Origin of the sequence: Parabacteroides sp. PFB2-10, assembly GCF_029893085.1 — a bacterium.
Taxonomy (GTDB): Bacteria; Bacteroidota; Bacteroidia; order Bacteroidales; family Tannerellaceae; genus QVMG01.
Genome location: NZ_JARXWI010000001.1, coordinates 398,408 through 418,187, shown reverse-complemented (window position 1 = coordinate 418,187; position 19,780 = coordinate 398,408). Strand labels below are relative to the sequence as shown.

Below are 19,780 nucleotides of genomic sequence, written 5' to 3'. Positions count from 1 at the left end.
TATTCTCGTATATTTTTTAATTTTGTGAAACATCTACTTGCGCTCTTTGGATAAGAACTCCATTATAATTTACCTGTGGCTTAATAACTGCTGTAATAACTTTTCTTCCATCAGGCAGATTATCATCAGTTATAAAGTTAATAACATCAATGCTCATTCTCTCATCATAGTCCTTATTTAAGAGATTAACCATCTCATAACCATTAGATGCGAAATTCGCTTGTATTCTTTCAATTCCTTTTATAAGTGGTTTTAAACCTTTAGTATCATCATCCATTTTTGATATATTTTTTTGCATTCTTACGATTTCATCTGCAACTTTCAGTGCTAATGAGTGATCGATTTCATTGCTCAAGTTTGTGAATGCAATTTGTTTTTCTCCTTGCTGCAATTTTAGCTGTGTTTCCAAGACTTCTACTAGTTTGCTATCTAACTTGACACTTTCTTCTTCCAAAGATTTTTTAGTATTTCTAATTTGCGTTTCCACATCAGTTTTACTGGTTTGAATACGTTTGCCTAACAGTAAATATAACATTCCACATAACAGTAAGATAAATAAAGTGCCTATAACCCAATAAAGGCGATTTAGGGTTACATCTCTGTCCAGCTTTGAAATTCCATCTTTTGCTGTTACTTCAGTTTCTTGAATTTTAGCACCTAATTCATTCGCAATGGATTGGATGGTTAGAGCACTATTTTTTGTTTCCAGCTTCAAACTATCAATCTGTTTTTGTTGATCTCCTGTTTTAGAAATCAATATATCCAAAGCATTTTTTTGTTGATTGACAATAATCTGTTGAGTATTTAATTTTTGTTGCAACACGGATATTTCTTGTTTCTGACTATCAATAGTATTTTTAATTATTGATATTTCTTCCGTCAACAAACTGTCTATTTGAGATTGTGCAGACAAGTTTGTCATGCCAAAAATGGCAATTACCAATAGTAGTATTCTCATTTTCTGTTAATTAATAATATAAATTTATCTAATATATGTCTAATTGATTTGTTTATTTTAGGTCTATCCTGCAATTTTTCAACAAGCATAGGTGAATACCTATAATAGACTCTTACAAACAACTTCCCAACAAAGTTTTTGCTTAATATATTATCTCGAAACTCTCTTAACTCCATCACTTGTGGGTGGTCATAATTACCATAAGCCATTGTTGCAATATAGCATCCGCTACTTGGTGAAGTCGTATTTGATGATTGCCAATAGCGTAAATAATTCACACTATTCTTTTGGGAGTAATTCAATTTCTTAAACAAAAAATCAACTAACAATTTAAATTCAGTTAATTTAGCATGCTTTTCTGATAGTTTGATTCTTTCAATATTTTGTAATGGTATTATCTCTTTTACTAATTCTACGACTTTATTCCAATCAATAGATTTCTCTATCATTTCATTAACTTTAGACCAATTGATAGTTTGATTATAGCCTAAAGGCATGAGCATAACATCTCTATTTATTTTAGCTTTGTTAGTTTCGTAAGCGTTTTTCACTGACTTTAAGAATTCAATCGCTTGAGAAAGTTCTCGGTCTTTCATTTCTTCTAGCGTATTAATACTGTCTTTTATACGATCCTTTGTGATTTTGTTAATCGCAATCTCATCCGCTAATTTTGCCAGCCTCATAGCTTCACCCAAATAATCGTTGTTTTTTTTCTGTTCTTGGCTTTCGTTAAAATAGTCAATGGAGCATTGTAATATTTCTTTTGCGACATTGTCGACAAGCATTTTGTATTGAAGATTAGTTACTCCCAATATAGAATTTAACAGAGTCAATTCTTTTTGTGTATTTTTGTGTAAATCTGTACCATATTGGAGGGCATTGCACTTGTCTTTAATTCGCTTACTCTTTGCTTGTTCGATTTGAGTCTCTATTTTATGGATAGGTTCTTCTGTGAATTTTTTAGAAAGATACTTTTGCGTCATACCATTACAGTTACAGAATAAATCTATTGTGTCAGCAGCCTGATACTTACTTTTGTATTGCAACAGTAAATCGTCGATGAATTTTTCAGTTTGTTTGTTTGTATCAATGGTATATGTTTCATCGGCGACCGCATGGACGAAGTTTTTAAAACTATCTGATTCAATCAATTTAATTTTAGCACTAATGCCTTGTTTCTGTTTCTCCTTTGATTCATTCAACAAATAGAGAGTCCCAAGATTATTGAAAGCAGATACATTTTTAGCGTTGACTTCCTTTCCCTCAGTCAACTTTTCCCAAATTTCAAGTGCCTTCTCTTTATTTCCACTAATAAGATGCTGGATAGCAGTATTGTCGATCGAATTCAAGTTGGTAAACCAAAATAGAGAATATGCTACTTTATCTTGATTCTGTTCGATGTCAGAAAAGGCTTTGTCGATAATGTCTTTGCTCCTATTTAGTGCAGGTAGAAACGAAAAATCGTATTCAGAAGCAATCTCTTTTCCTACCTCACTAAACCGTTTGATTTTAGCTTTCTGTTTCAAAATGTCTTTCTCTACACTATTTGCGAGAATCCCGACAATTCGATACGGGTTATTTATAACTATTTGCATAATACAATTTTAACTTATTATCTAACGTTTGTAAAAAAAGAACGTGAGCCTTCACTTTTCACGCGGAATTGGAAAAAACCAATCCACAAGCACTATATAAACAACAAAAAAAACACTTCATAGCGCAATATATTCACATTGTCACTTCTTGGAACGCTTCGGATTTGATCATTTTATATTTAGAAGGACTGCCATATACGACAACATTCATTCCATAAAACTTATGCTCAAAACGCTTTGCAACAAATATATATAATCTTTTCGAAAGACTCTCAATAGACTTATAAATTTGTATTGTTCTAATAACATCTTTATGCCGTTATTGTTCGTTGAAGTTTTTTTACACCTCGTGCAAACACCACTAATACACCGCAGCCAAGGACACCATATTTTTAACTTCTTAGTCAAACTTAAATTTTTAATACGTTTCTTATTTGAGAATGTTTTGTGTGTAGGACTCATTTAGTAAGAGCATATAATCATTCTGCTGTTTCATACAAAACAGCGTGAGGATAAACACCAGCAAACCAAGTATAGCAATCACCAAAGACGATTTCCTAAGCTTGAAGAACTTAAAATTTAAGTATAACTTATCATCTGTCTTTGTCTGTTCTTCCGGCTCGCGCATTATCCCCCACATATTGGACAGTATCTCATATATTCCATGAGTATGTTCATCCAATTGCCCGAGATTCGTATAAATGGACTTGAAATGAGAATCACAATGACTACCAAGTCCTTGAATATATTTCTCTATTTTTTTGACGATTTCATCTTTATTTTCCCTTAACTGAGACGTTACATCGGCTTGTTCCTGTTTTGGAACAGATTCCTTTTGTTCCTTTAAGTACCGTTTTATTGTTTCTTCTATTTCCGATAGCTTTTCCCACAAAGCATCGTTTGATACTGATTTACTCATATTCTTTTCTGCTTTTTTTATTGTTATTTTCTCGTTTTATCTTCTTATACCCCTACGATTTTCGGGCTTTTTTTTCTTTTTTAATGCTTGCTGACGCAAGTATTCCGCTTCATTTTCATCCTGATAGGAGGGTTGAATATCGAATAAACCACTAACGGTTGACAGCGCATTACCCACACCAGATAGGATATTTTCCGATACACTATTGCCTGTTTCTATCGAGGTGGTTGCTTGTTGCTGTTCCTGTTGTTGCTTCTGGATAGGGTTACTTTCATCTAATAATATGTTTAGCTTGCCATAGCTGAACTTTCTATCCACATCCGAACCCTTGAATGAATGCTCTCCTTTCTTAAATGATATGCCCTGTACTTCATCTGTCTGCCCCTTATGTTTGTACTCTATGGATATTCCCTGCTGTTTGAGGGCTTCTTCAAACAGCTTCCAGTTTTGGGCTTTAGGAAGAATTGCTTTAATCGCATGATAGATTTCATATCTGGTCTGCTCTGCTCCCTTTAGCTTTTCGACATTGACATTCTCTTTGCCACGTCCGTAAGTGAGGTTATACTTATCCTTTAGCTGTTTGCAGACCTTTTCGTTCCGGTAGCGGTCGTTCTTGTCTGATATAGTATTGCCATCATTATCCACCCGGTTGAATACGATATGACAGTGCGGATGGCTCGTATTGTTGTGCCGAACGATAAGGTACTGTGTATTCTCTATGCCCATCGCTTTCATATATTCCTTGGCTAATCGTTCCATAAAGTGCTCTGTCATCCGTTCCTTATCATCGGGCGAAAATGCCAGCGGGATATGCCCGACACATTTAGACAACTTGGGATTAAGCATACTTTGCATATAAAAGCTGTTAATAATGGATTTTGTATCTGTTTCCAATACGCCTTTTGTTGCCAATATCTTAGCTTCCTTATCACTTAGTACATAGGATATACACCCCTTAAAGCTTCTTCCTTTTACTATTTTTCCAATCATCAGACAGTTTATTTATGATAGTTTGAATAGCATTTAGTAGGAGTAAACCTTCGTTTTCCAGTCGTTTCGAACTAAGGAATTTGGCGGTTTTCGTTAGTTGGTTCAAGTTATTTCCCATATTAGAAAGATTGCGAAGCAACTCTAACTCTTCTTTCTTCAACGGTTCTTTGATTACACCGTTCAAAATCGCATCATGACAATAAACACTAACAGGAAGCTTAGCTTTGGATGCCCGATGCCGGATGGCATAGAGCTCTGGCTCGGAGAAGCAAACTCCAATGGTTTTGCTTTTCCGGCTGACAGCACTTGCTTTGGGGCGTCCGCCTTTCTTCCTGTTAGTATTTGAATTGTCAGTATTCAATTTCTTCTACTTTTGCTTGTCTTGTACAAAAGGGGCTGTGCCCTAAAAACTGCGACCATCGGGAGCGGTTTTTCCTTTGGCGGGTAAGCCAAAGCGAGGGTTTTCATGCAATGAAAACATAACCTCGCTCCTCTAAAACGAACATAAAATGTTCCTTTTAGAAAAGTAAGCCGTAAAATGTAGGCAGGCTTACCCATTAATTGGCAGAAGCTAAATGTTACAGCTTCTTCCATTGCTCCACATCTTCTTGATAGATGTCTAAATGATGCCGTGCAAGATTTTCTATAAAGCCCGACACGCTTCGCCCTCTACCACCTAATCGGTGGACTATCTCATCTATTTTGTCCCGAACCTCCCGACTGATAAAAACGGGCTTGCGATCTTCAAGCTTTGGAATAGATAGAAATGTATTCCGATAGTCTTCTAACAATTCTTTCCGTTGTTTGGACGTAGTGCGCTTGGGAGTTACTGCTGGGATTGGTATTTCTTTTGATCCAGTTGGTTCTTCCGATTCGGTCTCTTGGGTTTGCAAACTATCCCGAGTATCGTCCGTTTCGTTTGCTTGGATAGTTTCATCGATGTCGGTATCATTGCCGGCAACTTCTCTTTCAACCGCCTTTTGAAATTCCGCTTCCAAGTCATCATTTTCCGAACTTGTTACTCTTGTTTTGACAAATCCCGAAGTCGGTAAAAAATCATCGGGAATTTGAACCTTGCCTTTACGGCTCTCTGTTTGTTTACTACTCATAGCATACTGTGTTTAAAGAATTAATAGTATGGCTCTCCCTATTATGGAAAACCGATTATCGGCAGCAAATAAACAACTATTAATCAGTAGCCTGAACGAAGGGGGGGTTCATGAAATGGTTTGCAACAACTTTCTACTTTGCTTGCCTTGTAACCGGTGCAGATTGCACCGATTTTCCAACTTGACAGTAGTATGCCGGCAAAATACCCCGATTTCTGAATATAAACTATGCGGATTATAGAAAGTTTGAAGACAATCCCGGACAGAAGTACGCACAAGCTTGTAGAGTCATTGGGGAATGAATTTTTATGTTTTCCTTCGTGTTTAAAGTAAGAAATTACAAGAAGAATTACAGGGCTTCGAAGCCAAACCCATACCAAATCGGTGCCACATGCTGCCACCTGATTCAGAATCCATTGAGAAGCGAACTATTCTGTTTTACTTCGTGGCGAGAAAGTGCCAATAGCACCGTCCGAAGAGAAAGACGATACGCAAAATATAGTCGGTAACTGCAAACAGATTTATTCTTTGGTGTGAGTAAAGCAAGCGGCTTACTTTTGAAGCAAAATGAATAGAAATTTTAAAATATAAAGTTATGGATATTGTAAACATTGATGCGGAAACTTTTGAGAAAATGCTCTCGAAGTTTGAAAGCTTTGCGAGCCGGATGGAATACCTCTGCCGATTGCATGGGAACAGTGATATGAAAGAATGGCTGGATAATCAGGACGTGTGCCGACTGCTGAACATTTCGAAGCGGACACTTCAAACGCTCCGGGATAACGGAACACTGGCATATACCCAAATCAGCCATAAAATCTACTATAAGCCCGAAGACGTACAGAAGATGCTCCCGCTGATAGAAGAGAAACACAAGCAGGCTAAATATAAAGGGAAACGGCTATGAAAGAAGAACAACCATACAGCAACATTCTTTCTTCATGGCAAGGGGCATGGATAAGTGTAAACGGCAATCCTGACGTTTATATTCTCCGGGCGTATGACGGAAACTACTATCTGTTGGCATACAGTTACGATAAGGAATCGGAACGGGGAAGTTTCTCTTTGTACGATATAGACTCGGACGAAAGCGGCTGTTTCGCTAATATAGGCATGAAGCCCTGCGAAATGACATCGGAAGAGCATCCCTACGGTTTGTATATCACCGGTTGGGGAAGCTATATGAAGGATTAGAATAATAAACCATAAAAGAAAGGAGCAAATTATGAGTAGTGAGTTGATCACGGAAAAGAGCGAAAGGGTGAAATCATTTTTTCTTTCAATGGATAGGATTTCATTGGCTTTAGAGCGTATGTTTTCCTCCCGGAAACCAACCCTCAGCGGAGAGAGCTTTTACACGGACGAGGAGTTGTCGAAGAAGTTAAAAATCAGCCGGAGGAGTTTACAGGACTACCGCAACGAGGGACGCATCCCATACATCAAGTTAGGAGGGAAGATACTCTATCGTTCCTCAGATGTTGAGAAGTTGCTGGAAGATGGTTATCGGGACAAGTTCAGGTAGTAATACTACACCCGACCGAATATTTTTCCTTTTTCGACTGATAAACACTTCTTAATAGAAGGAGAATAAATCAGACAACCTTTTTCAAGGAAATACGACCTAAAAGGTGGAGATTTCCAAAGAAAACCCAAAGGGCAAAGAGGTTGGCGTTTTATTCCCTTCTTTTTTCTTTGTGTTCAGATGAAAAAGGATAATGAAAAACGGCAGACTTCCAATATGAAAAGTCTGCCGCCGGTTATATGAATTATAATTATTTCAATAATTTGCGATTGTCTACTTCATGTAATACCCGCATCTGTTGGATAGCTATCTGGTTGAGCTTTAGTAAACGGTCAGATTGTGGAACTTGCTCGTTTATCAAAACGGCATTTATGTTCTCCATGTTTGATAAACAAATAAGTTCATTGATAGTGGCATAGTCACGGATATTACCTTTTCTGTCCGGATTTGCATCACGCCACTGCTTAGCTGTAATACCGAAAAGCGCCATATTAAGCACATCCGCTTCGCTGGCATACACAATTGATATTTGCTGAGCGGTAAGTTCCTCCGGTATAAGATTGTGCTTTACTGCATCGGTATGGATATGGTAGTTGATTTTTGATAGTTCCCGTTTAACAGACCAACCAAGTTGTTGCTGTTCATGTTCTTTGAGGCGCTGAAACTCAGTAATTAGATATAACTTAAATTCTGTATTAACCCATGACGCGAACTCAAAAGCGATATCCCTGTGTGCATAAGTTCCACCTTTAGCTCCGTTTTTGGTTACAATTCCTATCGCATTCGTCAATTCAACCCAGCGTGTAGGACTCATCGTGAAAGCATTTGTGCCGGCTTCGTACATAAGGGGGTCGAATTCGACCCCCTTAAAGGTCGGGTTGTTTAATTTCTCCCATAAGCCCAAGAACATTAGCGTGTTTTTACTACGCATCCAGTTCTTTACTACATCCTTTGGTTCTATCGGATTACGTATTTTTGCAATGTCGGTAATAGATATGTAATCTGCATTATTGATATACAACATCTTAACCTGATTGCCCTGTACATCTAAATTATTCTTCGCCATTATATTGCTATTTTTCATTGTGTCTCATTCGCCACAATATAGTTCTACAAATTTAGTTTAAATTATTGATATCCACTATATCTAATGAAAGTATAAGCCTTGCTTTTTTCTCGGTTCTAACAGATTTCTCAATTATATATTTCCGAAACATCTCCGCATTCCTTGACTTAATACGGAACGAAAGAGCAGTAATCATTTCCATATTATATTGCTCCACGAAATTGCCATTATTATAATGGTAGATTCGGCAAACATCCGATTCCCACAATACGCCACTTTTAAGTATTGAGCGGATATTACTGTTCACTTTGGCAACGAAGCATTCGAAGAGATCAGCAATTTGATGTTGGGTCATCCACACTTCGCCATCCACAGGAGTAATCTGTACTCCTGCGGTATCTATCTTTATAATTCCGGTTTCCATTAGCCTGTAATTTTGAGTGTTAATGCTTTGTTGGTAGATAATAGCTTTTCTACTCCTTCCATGTCCTTCATGATAGAACTATCCAGTACTCGTGCATAGTGCTGTGTCATCTTTGTGTCGGAGTGACCAAGCATTTTAGCGACATTTTCCATACTTACCCCATTAGCCAAGCACACTGAGGTTGCATAGGAATGCCTCGCGACATGTGACGAGATTGGCTTTGTAATTCCGCATATATCAGCCACTTCTTTGAGGTAGCTATTATACTTCTGATTGCTGGGAACTGGGAATAACAATCCGCTCTCAGCACATTCAGGATGAGTATTATACTTTTCTATTAGCTGTAATGCTATGGGAAGTAATGGAATATTACACATATTGTTTGTTTTCTGCCGCGTTTTGCGTATCCATGTTTTTCCCTCTTGGTCTTTTATGAGATGCTCTCTTGAAAGCTGCTGTACATCGCTGAATGATAGCCCGCTGAAACAGCAAAACAGAAAGACATCCCTTACCTGTTCAACTCTCTTTATCGTGATTTCTTTGGCTGCGATTGCTTGTATTTCCTCCATTGTAAGGAACTCGGGGTGTGTAGCCTCTCGTTTGAACTTGATAGAGGTAAATGGGCTTTTCCTAACCCAATCATTCTCCAAAGCTATACGATACATCTTCTTTATATTCTTCAACCTTGTGGTAGCTGCGTTCTGGGCGCAACCTTTTTCTACTTTGAGGAATACTTCAAAGTCTTGAATAAAGGCAGGGGTAACTTCGCTAAGGTAGATGTCGGATGTTTTATATTTCTTCTCCAAAAACTCCCTCACATACTTGGCTGTGGTTTCATAGCGTTGTACGGTCTTGGCTACAAAGTCTTTTCCTATCAGTTGACGGCATTGGCTATTATGCTCCTCGAAGAGTTGGAGTAGTGTTTTCTTCGACTCGTCATTGCCATTATAGATGTCCTTAATTCGGTCTGCGGTAATTTTCTTCCCGCTTTCTTCCAACTCACGGTGTATTTGGTAAAGTCTTACCCGAATAGAAGATATGTAGTTATTCAATTCTTCTACCATGCGACCACTACCTTTGACGCATTCTTTGGCTTGATTCCATTGTGCTACGGGTACACTGCGCTTAATTTGCACATCACACGTCCTGCCTTCTACTGTGATTCTTAAACGAATGGGTGCTTCTCCGTTTTTTAATAGTTTGCTCTTCTTGATGAAGAACAAAACACTGAACGTTTTTCTTCTCATTTTTCGTCGTTTTTAATGATACAAAGTTATTTTATACCCTTCAAAAACACGCTACGCAAAACGTTGTAATTCAGTGAAATAAAACCTAAATCGTGGGACTTTTCTGAAAACTAAAAAGTCCCACGATTTGGACACTATTAGTTTGCTTTTTCTCGCTTTTTTCTGCAACCCGTACAAAAAAGAAAATCCCTAATTCCGTGTGGGAATCAGGGATTTACGTTGATTTGCTTTTTTCTTTGGCTTCTCTTGTGATCCGCCTGGTGATTTGCCTGGGGTTCGAACCCAGGACCCCATCCTTAAAAGGGATGTGCTCTACCTGCTGAGCTAGCAAATCTCCGGATGCGTTCTATTGTGAACGCGGGTGCAAAGGTAGGAGTATTTTTTTTATTCGCAAATTTTCAGGCTGTTTTTTATTCTGTTTTTTCAATTTCCGGCTCGTTGTCCGGTTCGGGGGTGACTATTTTGGCGTATTCTTCTCCCTCCATTAGGATGAATCGCCGGTAGTAAGAGAGGCATAAAGTGGTGAGTGGTAGGGCGACAATAAGCCCGATAAAACCCAGTAAGGTGCCCCAGATCGAGAGGGAGAGGAGGATGAATGCCGGATTGAGTCCCATCGCCTGTCCCATAATCTTCGGCACAAGAAACAGATCCTGTATCACCTGCACAATGCCTAACACCAATAGAGCGAGGCCGAAAATAAGCCAAAAGTTTTGTCCGGTCTCGGCCGACCGGAGAAGGCTGAGTAGTATCATAGGAATAATGCCGATCGTTTGCAGGTAGGGGATTAGATTGAGCAGACCGATAAAGAGCCCTAATGTCACCCCTAAGGGGAAGTTGATGATCCGGAATCCGATGGCCAACAAAACACCTACGCAAAGCGCCACTAAGGACTGTCCCCGAAAATAACGGTTCATGCTATGTTCTACATCATCTGCCAATCCTTCCACAAACGGACGGTACTTTTCGGGCACCAACAGTCGCCAGCTATTGGCAATCTTCTCATAGTCCAACAAAATGAAGATAAAATAAAGCAGTATCACAAAAATAATCGTGATGCTAAACAAGACGGAGAAGGTATTGGAAAGCAGGTACCAGAGTTTGGGTGCCAACTGTTTGATCGCATTCAGTATGTTGTCGCGGCTCAACAGGCTCACCCATTCATCGATATTGATATGCTCCTGCAGGTATTGCAGCCACGCCTCCGGAATAAAAGGAATGGTTCGCCCCTGCAGGTTATAGTTACGGAAAAGATCCAATGTTTTCTCTGTCTCTTGTGCAATGGAAGGGATGACCAATACCGTCAATAGAGCCAGCAGGCCAATGGCCAGGATCAATACCGTGGCGATCGACAATATCCGGCTCTTAAAGCGGAGCTTATATTGGATGAACTTCACGATAGGTTGCAACAGATAGGCAAAGAGCCAGGCCACGAGAAAAGGCAACAGGGCATTTTTCAACACAGTCAAAAGATAAATAATACAACCGATAATGATGAGGCTGAAAATAATGCGTATCACCCGGTCGAAGGTATAAGGTTTGTCGAATATCGGATTCATTTTTTTATTTCATTATCTTTGCTGTTATACCTATCTTTTTTAGCAAAGATAAAATAAAGTGGAAAAGAAACACCTATGCGAAAGAAAATTATTACAATCTCCTTCCTGATCCTTTCATTTTCAACCCTGATGGCTCAAATCCCCTTGCCGATCCGCCAGCTCCTGCAAGCGGATTATATGCAGGGAGCCTCTTTCTCCTTCAAAGCGGTAGAGGTGGAGACGGGGCAAGTGTTATATCAATACGATGAAGACCGGGAGATGGTGCCTGCTTCTGTCTTGAAGCTGGTGACGACGGCCGTTGCTATGGAATTGTTGGGGGAGGAGTATCGCTTTCCGACAACGATCTCTTACGACGGTGAGGTGCAAAACGGTGTGTTGAACGGAAACCTTTATATCGAAGGAAGCGGCGACCCTACGTTGGGATCAACCCATTTCTCCGGCGACCGCACCCGGTTTACGGCCGATCAGTTGGCGTTCCTCTCTCCCTGGGTAGAGGCTATCCGCCAGGCAGGGATAAAAGAGGTGCGTGGCGCGGTGGTGGCCGATGAACGGGTATTTGACCTGGAAGGCGTTTCGCCCCAATGGCTTTGGGAGGATATGGGCAACTATTACGGAGCAGGCAGTTATGGATTGAATGTGTTCGATAACCTTTATTATCTCACCCTTTCTACGGGAAACGTAGGGAGTCCTGCTGTTGTTTTATCTGAAGAGCCGGCGGTGGGGTTAAACTACCGGAACGAACTGACTGTGGCCGCCGTATCGACCGATAGCGCCTATATACAGGGCGCGCCCTTTTCCCGGGAGCGTCTGTTGCGAGGAGTGCTTCCGGCCAACCGGGCGCGTTATGTATTGAAAGGAGATATACCCGATCCTCCTCATTTCCTGGCACAGCTTCTTACTGATCGCCTCGCGGGAGAAGGTATCGCGATCGATGAACCGGCCTCTTCCTGTCGGTTATTGGTCCCATCCGGTCGATGGAATGGGCAAAAACGAACGATAATCACCACTACCTACTCCCCTGTTTTGCGGGAAATAATAGGGATCACCAACCTCCGGAGCCACAACCTCTACGCCGATGCCTGCCTGAAAGCGGTAGGGTTGTTGGACAGCTCCCACGAACCCCGTTCCTCTTTTGGAAAAGGCATTTATAAAACCAATGAATTTCTACGGGAAAAAGGAATACCCACCCAGGGGCTGTGGATGCACGACGGTAGCGGACTCTCGCCTTTCGACAAACTGTCTGCCACCTTTATGACCGACTTGCTCATCTATATGGCTGCCCGCTCCGCGGTGTCGGATGCCTACGTACGCACCCTGCCGCTGGCCGGGCGTGAGGGCACTGTCGCTAACTTCCTACGCGGCACCTCGCTGGAAAACAAAGCCCGCCTGAAAAGCGGCAGCATGAGTCGTGTCAAAAGCTATGCAGGCTATATCCAGAAAGACGGCAAGCAATATGCCGTAGCCCTCTTTGTCAATAACTACAGTTGTGAAGGCCGCGACATGACCCGTGCGTTGGAACAAATGTTGGCTCGTTTGTTTTGATGGTAACCTATTGATCCCGGGAGTTTTCTATCGTCGATGGGCTTCGACAGTACTGTCCATGCCCTTCGACAGTACTGTCCATGCGCTTCGACAGTACTGTCCATGCGCATCGACGATAGAATTCAGGCGGGGGAAAACAAAAAGACCCGGCACAAAAAGGCCGGGTCTTCTGTTGATAATTATGGATTTGTTGTTATTCTAACGTTTTTTGATTGCTGAATGTTCGTTGGATATGGTAATCTCCCCACCCAAATTTTCCCGTATAGTCTAAGTAGATTTCATTTTTAACCGGATCGTAGGTGCTTTTGTTGTTGCCCATTGTTTCAGCCTCCCAACCGGCACCTTCTCTGGCCCAACCGGCTAAAATTTCAACCACTTTTTTCCCGTTTCCGGCATCTTTGTCTGTCACTTTGATGATAGGAGAACATTGTTCAAACATGGTTCCGGCCCAACCCGGGCAGACAATCGCCTCTTCGTCGGTTATTCTTTGCAATGCGGCCACCAGCGTACTTTCCGTAATTAGATCCAAGGCATCTGCTCTGGAATACAGGAATGTTTCATAGGTGGTTCCGGCTGAAGTGGAAAGACCTGATTCTCCCGAATGGATGGTGTTACTCCATGCTCCGCTCCATTTGGCTACCATTTTTACTTTGAAATAGCAGATGGAATTCTCTTCCACCGGAATACTTTCATTTCCACTGCTGGTTATTTGAACCGGCAGCAAATAGGCTTTCCCTCCTATGGATGGAGGCATAGCAGATACATCTACTTTAATATTTCCAACACACTGGTTTTCATCTGCAGCCATTTTGAGTTGCGGCATAGTGAAACCGGGCAATAGTTCGTAATTGGTTCCATATTTATAATTGTATGCATCCAGCAACTCCGAATCCGTACTATAGGTGAAATCAAAAGTGTACCCATCATTTTCGAACGGAAGATTAATTTCGAGCGGGATAGAGATTTCTGTCAGATTCGGATTCCGATGCACATCGACAAAGGTTTCGACAATTGCTCCTTTGTTTTTCAGAATAGCATACGGAGTGATCAACTCTATGCCCATGAGCAAATAATCCTTTTGATCGTTGATTGTTACATTCTCTTTCTCAGGAGTTGAAATACGGACAGGATACACAAACTTGGCCGATGGATTTTCGGCAATCAGGTTGCGAACGCCCGCAATATCTATGGCTAATTTTGTTTTCGACAAGGTCTGTTCGCCGGCCATAAAAACACTCTCCTGTTCGAATTTTCCCAGAGAAGCGGGAAGAATAGTAAGATCTTCCGGATTGGAGCTTATATAATCATCGACAGCAGAGGCGTCATAGGCGAAGTTGACATTGGCTTCCCGATCCGCAAAACCACTTTTATTTACATACAATTCAAATTCTTTCGATGTTTCTCCAAAGTCGAGAATAGAATAGGTTTCATAGCCACTCGTTGCCAGATAAATCTTTGCAGGAGTGTTTTCCAATTCCTGTGTGTCTATGCCATCATCGCAAGATATTCCGATGGCCAACGACAGTAATAATAACAAATATTTTGTCTTCATAATTGTATTCAAATTTTGATGATTACCAACCGGGGTTTTGTACTAATTTCGGATTCTTTACAATAGAGGATTGAGGTATAGGCTGCAGATACTGCGCTTCTTTGAATACGCGGGTTTCAAATGCCGTGCGGACATAATACTCATCCCGCATACTATTCAGGGAAGAGATATTTATGTTCATACCATACGCCTTTCCATGATTTGTTTTTGTTGATATCTTCCAGCGATTAGCATCAAACCAACGTACGTTTTCGAAAGCAAATTCAACCTGACGCTCCCGTCTGATAAGGAAGGTGGCAAGTTCTTTGTCGGAAGCGACACTTGGATAGACCACATCAATATCAGGAACTCCGGCTCTTTTGCGCACCATATTCCAGTAAGGCAGCGCGTCGCGTGTTTCACCCAGTTCTATTTTTGCTTCCACATAGTTCAACAATATTTCAGCATAACGGAAATTTGGCCAGCAACGGCGCCATTGCAAAGCATATGGATTGATGGTAGAAGCCGGATGTGTGAATTTTGTCACCAAATAGCCTGTACGGTTATAATCGGAACTGGATGGGCCTTCTGTGCCATATTTGTTCAGGTAGATAGGTTTGTCGGTAGAGGTGTTGGGCCATACACCTTCGTTATATCCGACGCTGGCGTAAAAACGGGGTTCTCTGCCTTTATACATATTAAAAGCTTCTCCGGTATATCCACTATTACTGCTATCGAATGTCGGCACGGTGAAGGTTGAAAAGCCCTCTTCCGAATATCCTGAACTCTCATCGATAAGTGGTCTTCCGGCTGAAGTATATCCGGTAATTGGATATTTCCCATTATTCATAGCATACGCATCTACTTGTTGCTGAGTTACACAGGCTGTGGCATGCCCTTTGAAACGCTCTCCGTTAGGAGCCGGAGTCAGATCCATATGGTAGACATCATCGCCCATATCTTTGGCATCTAAGAGCTCTTTATTCCAGTTTTCGGTAAATACTTTCTTGTAGGTTATCCCTTTTTTGTTTTGTTCTTCGGAATCACTGGTATACAATCCGTAAGGCAATATGCCGGATTCACACATATCGATAATCTCTTTTGCCGCATTCGCTGCGATTCTCCATTTATTGGTGTCTACCTGTTTCGGGAACAATGGGGTTCCATCTTCTTTCGTAGTGGAACTGAAAAAAGAATTTCCGTTCATCAGTTCACTTGCCGAATACAATAATAAACGTGACCGATAGGCTAATGCCGCTGTTTTAGTCGGTTTGCCTACATAAATATCTTCCTGGCGCGCAGGCAACTTCTCGGCTACCTCTTTTAGGCTTTCCGTAATCCAGGTGACACACTCTTCCCAAGTATCGCGTTCACGATAAATGGTTTCGTTCACATCGACCACTTCGTCTTTTACCAGTACGATAGGACCATATAATATAGCCAACCAATAGTGGCACATGATATTGGCATAACGGGCTTCTGCTGTCCATAACTCCAACTCATTGTTCTTTAACTCTGTACATCTTCCTACATTTTGTAAAAAGATATTGCTTTCACGTATTCCCCGATATAAAGGGCTCCAGAAATTCATGGCTGGGGAGGCAGCGGAATGTGTTCCGTTTTGCATTTGTGCATATACTCGAACAGCTCCCCACTCTGCTTCGTCGCTGGCGGGGGTGAATGGCCAACCATAGGAACTTCCATTCAATGTACATACGTTGTCCCATTGATGAGGCAAATAATTCAAAACATTAGCCAAATATTGTTCAGTAGAAGAGCGTTTTTCAAAAACACCTTCCAATGTCTGCATATCATCCGGTTGTTTGTCCAGATAGCTATCACAGGAAAACAGCGTAAAGCAGAAACTTATGATGATTACTATTTTCGATTTCATAGATTGTCTTTATTAGAAATTAATACTTAAACCCAGATTGACTGTTTTCATCAGGGGATAGCCACGACCATCCTGAGAGCCGGTTTCCGGATCCCATAATTTTACGTCGGGGGCAAAAGTGAGTAGATTCTCGCCGGTCAGGAAGAAGCGAACAGATTTTAATAAAAGCTTGTTTGCAATAGGCTTAGGTAAAGAATAGCCTATTTCCGCATTTTTCAGACGCAGAAAAGCGCCACTACGCTGCCACCAAGTGGAGTTCACGTAATTACTTCCGTGCCATCCGTCGCTATACAACAAAGGTAATTCGGCATCAAAATTCTGTTTTGCCGGATCGAAGTATTTACCTTCCAGGTCAGCCAGGAAAGAGGTTTGTCCAATGTTAGGATAATTGAACGGGAAATAAGCACCTCCCAAGAAGAAGGTCGTATTGGCAATTCCCTGGAAGAATAGAGAGAGGTCGAAACCTTTATAACTGGCACTAACACCGATTCCATACACTATTTCCGGCACATTGGAATACCCGATAGGCACCTCGTCGCTTGTATCGACAACACCGTCTCCGTTTATATCCTTGTATTTGATGTCACCGGGTTTTAGGTAAGAGACACCATATTGCGTCGGACTGTTTTCTATTTCCTCTTCAGACTCAAACAATCCCAAGGCTACCAAGCCATATTGCTGGTTATATCGTTGTCCGTTCCGGTTTCTGTATTTATCTATATAATCGGGTTGGTCATCGCTGATTTGTTTGTTACGGGCAAAAGTAAATGTGCCTCGTGCAGAAAGGAAAACATCTCCCAGTTGCTTGTCAAATTCTAACGTGGCATCAACTCCCCGGTTTTTCATTTTACCTACATTCGACCAAGGCATAGTAGTAACCCCTACGTAGTCAGGAATGGATTTGCGTTGTACAAAAATGCCATCACGTTTCTCCTGGAAGTAGTCTATTTGGAAACGTAATCCGTTAAACCATTGACTCTCCAGTCCGATATTTAACTTGGTAGAGGTTTCCCAGGAAACATTATTATTGGCATATTCGCCTACGGTGATCCCGCCAACCCAAGTATTGGATGTTCCCCAGTTAGTACCATTAGCACTATTGATAGTAGGAAGATAGACGAAACGACGACCTCCACCAATCTTATCATTCCCCGATTGTCCTAAAGAGACTTTTAGTTTTAGAATATCCAATGCCTCATATTTTCCCTGTAAAAACTTTTCATTAGAAACAACCCAGCCGATAGCTCCTGCCGGGAAGAAGCCGAAACGATGGCCACGGGCAAAGTTTTCCGATCCGTTATATCCAAAGTTCCCTTCAATAAAATAGCGATCGTCATACGAATAGGTCAGACGTCCTGCTAATCCTTGATTCCGGTATGGCAATGCCCCAATGGAAGAGGATGCGGCAATTTGGTATTCCCTTTGATTATACAGCAATAATCCGCCCACATTATGTTTCTCGCCAAATGTTTGGTTATATGTTATATTTCCTTCCAGATACAACGCACGTTCACCGTTTGCGTATGAAGTATATCCAAGCGTATTAGAGCCCAGTGAATTCTCTTCATAGATTAAATTTCCGCTTTCATCGCGATTTTTTGCATACCAGGTGTGTGGTGATCCTTCGCGCAGAATCTGATTCCAGCTGTTTGAGTCGTAAGAAAACTTTACGGTTGCTTTCAATCCGGGCGTAATCAGCTCCGAGAAGTCTTGTTCCAAAGCCATTATAGCATTGATTTTCGTCCACCAGTTGTCGTTATACCCTCTTTGTGTGAGCGTATTGTATGGGTTTGGAATATTTCCGCCGGTCGCTTCCGAATAACGACGATTCCCAAATTCATCTAAGTCGGGGTAATACAACGGCACCACATTGGGCGAAACACTCACCGCCTGGTTAAAAATAGTGCTGATGCTTTCATACGGTTGATGTTTCATTTCCAATACGCCGTTGATATTCAGCTTTAAGACCGTAGTGCGGTGTAAATTAACGTCGACATTGGAAACAAAATTGAATCGTTTATAATTGATTTCAGAGTCCCATTCATGCGAAGGATCTTTGATGAATAAACCATTTTCATTATAGAATGCCCCCGACACATAATAACGTGCAATGGGACCACCGCCCGTTACATTCAGGTTTACACGCTGGCTGGTGGTGTAATCCTTCATTAATTCATCTACCCAGTCAATCGAAGGATATAGATAAGGATCCGACTGGTTTCGGTATTTTTCTATTTCGGTTTCTGTGTATAAAGGAGCATAGCCATGAGATGTCCGCGCTATATTATACATATTAGCCCAGGTGGCTGAATTGGCTAATTTAGGCAGCTTGGTCGGAGCCAGTATACCACTTTGTATTTTCACATTTACATCCGGTTTTCCTTCTTTCCCACGTCGTGTATTGACAACGATAACTCCATTGGCACCACGCACCCCGTAAACGGCTGTTGCCGTAGCGTCTTTCAGTATCGAAAAAGACTCAATGTCTTCCGGGTCTAACAAGTCTAAGCTTCGTTCAACGCCATCCACCAGAATCAACGGGTTCTTGTTCTCACCGAAGGTACTGATCCCTCTAACCCAGAAATTGGAACTTTGCCCGGGCTCTCCACTCCGTTGTACTGCGATAACCCCTGCCAGGCGGCCGGCCAGACTATTACTGATCTTTCCGGTAGGAACTTTCAATCGATCTACATCAATGGTGGTAATAGCCCCGATTACACTCACTTTCCTTTGTGAACCATATCCGACAACTACGGCTTCTTCCAATTCAAAAGCATCTTCATCCAGCTTAAAATCAAGAATTTGTGGAGAAGAAATCGTTACCTCCTTGGGGGTATATCCCAAATAAGAGGCCACGACCGTTTGCCTGCCTCCGGGATATTCGAAAGAATAGTTCCCATCGACATCTGTTGTACTACCGATAGTGGTTCCTTTTAAAACGACAGAAGCACCGATTATTATTTCACCTGTTTTAGCGTCGGTCACACGCCCTCTTATTTCTGTTCTTTTGTCCTGAGGGGTGATAGGGAGGGGATTGGTTTGATAAAAGATTACCTGGCGATCTATGATCTTATATTGAGTGGAAGTGTTTTTTAGCGTTCGTTCCAGGATTTCTGTGATAGAATAGGTGTCTTCCGAGATTTCTACCGTTTTCGATAGATTGATCGTATTATCTTTATAGATAAAGATAAACTCACTGTTATCCTCAATTTCCGAGAATAACTCTTGTAGTGTTTTAACTCCCGCTTTGAGATTTATCTGTGTGTTTTGAGCATATAAACCTGTAGCAAAAGAGATGGATGTAGTGACTAAGAGTAAAAAAAGTGTAAGCCTCATAATGCGCCATGCTTTCCGTAATTCAAGAAAAGAATAACGGTGTATTCGATTTATTTTCATACATTTGTATATGTTTATAGGTTAAGAAAAT

The 19,780-nt window shown here is 41.2% G+C and carries 17 protein-coding genes and 1 tRNA gene; 4 read left to right on the top strand and 14 right to left on the bottom strand.

Annotation, left to right across the window (positions count from 1 at the left end):
- Positions 1-16: 16 nt before the first annotated feature.
- The 6 genes from M2137_RS01760 to M2137_RS01735 form a co-directional block, all read right to left on the bottom strand.
- Positions 17-958, bottom strand: coding sequence for a type VII secretion EssA family protein (locus tag M2137_RS01760; RefSeq protein WP_280764736.1), 942 nt, complete (start codon positions 956-958; stop codon positions 17-19).
- Positions 955-2,553 carry a CFI-box-CTERM domain-containing protein gene (locus M2137_RS01755; RefSeq protein ID WP_280764735.1) on the bottom strand — a complete coding sequence of 533 codons (1,599 nt, stop codon included), beginning with the start codon at positions 2,551-2,553 and terminating at the stop codon, positions 955-957. Before M2137_RS01755 ends, M2137_RS01760 begins: the two co-directional genes overlap by 4 nt.
- 430 nt (positions 2,554-2,983) lie before the next feature.
- Entirely contained in the window at positions 2,984-3,472 is a 489-nt protein-coding gene (locus M2137_RS01750) for a hypothetical protein (protein ID WP_280764734.1), read from the bottom strand.
- A 36-nt stretch (positions 3,473-3,508) separates the two neighbouring features.
- Positions 3,509-4,462, bottom strand: coding sequence for a relaxase/mobilization nuclease domain-containing protein (locus M2137_RS01745; protein ID WP_280764733.1), 954 nt, complete (start codon positions 4,460-4,462; stop codon positions 3,509-3,511).
- Positions 4,428-4,823 carry a hypothetical protein gene (locus M2137_RS01740; RefSeq protein WP_280746444.1) on the bottom strand — a complete coding sequence of 132 codons (396 nt, stop codon included), beginning with the start codon at positions 4,821-4,823 and terminating at the stop codon, positions 4,428-4,430. The genes M2137_RS01745 and M2137_RS01740 overlap by 35 nt, the downstream gene beginning before the upstream one ends.
- Positions 4,824-5,040: 217 nt before the next feature.
- The gene (locus tag M2137_RS01735; protein WP_280764732.1) at positions 5,041-5,571 is read right to left on the bottom strand and encodes a DUF3408 domain-containing protein; all 531 of its coding nucleotides are present in this window, start codon (positions 5,569-5,571) and stop codon (positions 5,041-5,043) included.
- Between the two features lie 595 nt (positions 5,572-6,166).
- Here M2137_RS01735 and M2137_RS01730 point away from each other — a divergent pair.
- Genes M2137_RS01730 through M2137_RS01720 form a run of 3 tightly spaced genes read left to right on the top strand, consistent with a single transcriptional unit; the run spans position 6,167 to position 7,093 of the window.
- Positions 6,167-6,478, top strand: coding sequence for a helix-turn-helix domain-containing protein (locus M2137_RS01730; RefSeq protein ID WP_280764731.1), 312 nt, complete (start codon positions 6,167-6,169; stop codon positions 6,476-6,478).
- Positions 6,475-6,765, top strand: coding sequence for a hypothetical protein (locus M2137_RS01725; protein ID WP_280764730.1), 291 nt, complete (start codon positions 6,475-6,477; stop codon positions 6,763-6,765). The genes M2137_RS01730 and M2137_RS01725 overlap by 4 nt, the downstream gene beginning before the upstream one ends.
- 31 nt (positions 6,766-6,796) lie before the next feature.
- Positions 6,797-7,093, top strand: coding sequence for a helix-turn-helix domain-containing protein (locus M2137_RS01720; RefSeq protein ID WP_280764729.1), 297 nt, complete (start codon positions 6,797-6,799; stop codon positions 7,091-7,093).
- A gap of 250 nt (positions 7,094-7,343) precedes the next feature.
- On the opposite strand, the gene M2137_RS01715 is transcribed toward M2137_RS01720, so the two are convergent.
- From M2137_RS01715 to M2137_RS01695, 5 genes are all read right to left on the bottom strand, one after another.
- On the bottom strand, positions 7,344-8,159 hold the full coding sequence (locus M2137_RS01715; protein WP_280764728.1) for a KilA-N domain-containing protein: 816 nt from the start codon (positions 8,157-8,159) through the stop codon (positions 7,344-7,346).
- A gap of 52 nt (positions 8,160-8,211) precedes the next feature.
- Positions 8,212-8,583 carry a protein-tyrosine kinase gene (locus M2137_RS01710; RefSeq protein ID WP_280764727.1) on the bottom strand — a complete coding sequence of 124 codons (372 nt, stop codon included), beginning with the start codon at positions 8,581-8,583 and terminating at the stop codon, positions 8,212-8,214.
- A complete protein-coding gene (locus M2137_RS01705; RefSeq protein ID WP_280764726.1) occupies positions 8,583-9,830 on the bottom strand; it encodes a site-specific integrase in 1,248 nt (415 codons plus the stop codon). Before M2137_RS01705 ends, M2137_RS01710 begins: the two co-directional genes overlap by 1 nt.
- A 258-nt stretch (positions 9,831-10,088) precedes the next feature.
- Positions 10,089-10,164 (bottom strand) — tRNA-Lys (locus M2137_RS01700).
- Positions 10,165-10,240: 76 nt separating this feature from the next.
- Positions 10,241-11,386 carry an AI-2E family transporter gene (locus M2137_RS01695; RefSeq protein WP_280764725.1) on the bottom strand — a complete coding sequence of 382 codons (1,146 nt, stop codon included), beginning with the start codon at positions 11,384-11,386 and terminating at the stop codon, positions 10,241-10,243.
- A gap of 75 nt (positions 11,387-11,461) precedes the next feature.
- Between M2137_RS01695 and dacB the strand changes: the two genes are divergently transcribed.
- Positions 11,462-12,928, top strand: a complete 1,467-nt coding sequence (dacB, locus tag M2137_RS01690; RefSeq protein WP_280764724.1) for a D-alanyl-D-alanine carboxypeptidase/D-alanyl-D-alanine-endopeptidase — start codon at positions 11,462-11,464, stop codon at positions 12,926-12,928.
- 193 nt (positions 12,929-13,121) lie between these two features.
- Here dacB and M2137_RS01685 read toward each other — a convergent pair whose 3' ends face one another.
- The 3 genes from M2137_RS01685 to M2137_RS01675 are packed head-to-tail and all read right to left on the bottom strand — an operon-like array spanning position 13,122 to position 19,689.
- The gene (locus M2137_RS01685) at positions 13,122-14,480 is read right to left on the bottom strand and encodes a DUF1735 domain-containing protein (protein ID WP_280764723.1); all 1,359 of its coding nucleotides are present in this window, start codon (positions 14,478-14,480) and stop codon (positions 13,122-13,124) included.
- 22 nt (positions 14,481-14,502) lie between these two features.
- Positions 14,503-16,353, bottom strand: coding sequence for a RagB/SusD family nutrient uptake outer membrane protein (locus M2137_RS01680; protein WP_280764722.1), 1,851 nt, complete (start codon positions 16,351-16,353; stop codon positions 14,503-14,505).
- Positions 16,354-16,365: 12 nt separating this feature from the next.
- Positions 16,366-19,689 carry a TonB-dependent receptor gene (locus M2137_RS01675; RefSeq protein ID WP_280764721.1) on the bottom strand — a complete coding sequence of 1,108 codons (3,324 nt, stop codon included), beginning with the start codon at positions 19,687-19,689 and terminating at the stop codon, positions 16,366-16,368.
- Between the last annotated feature and the right edge of the window lie 91 nt (positions 19,690-19,780).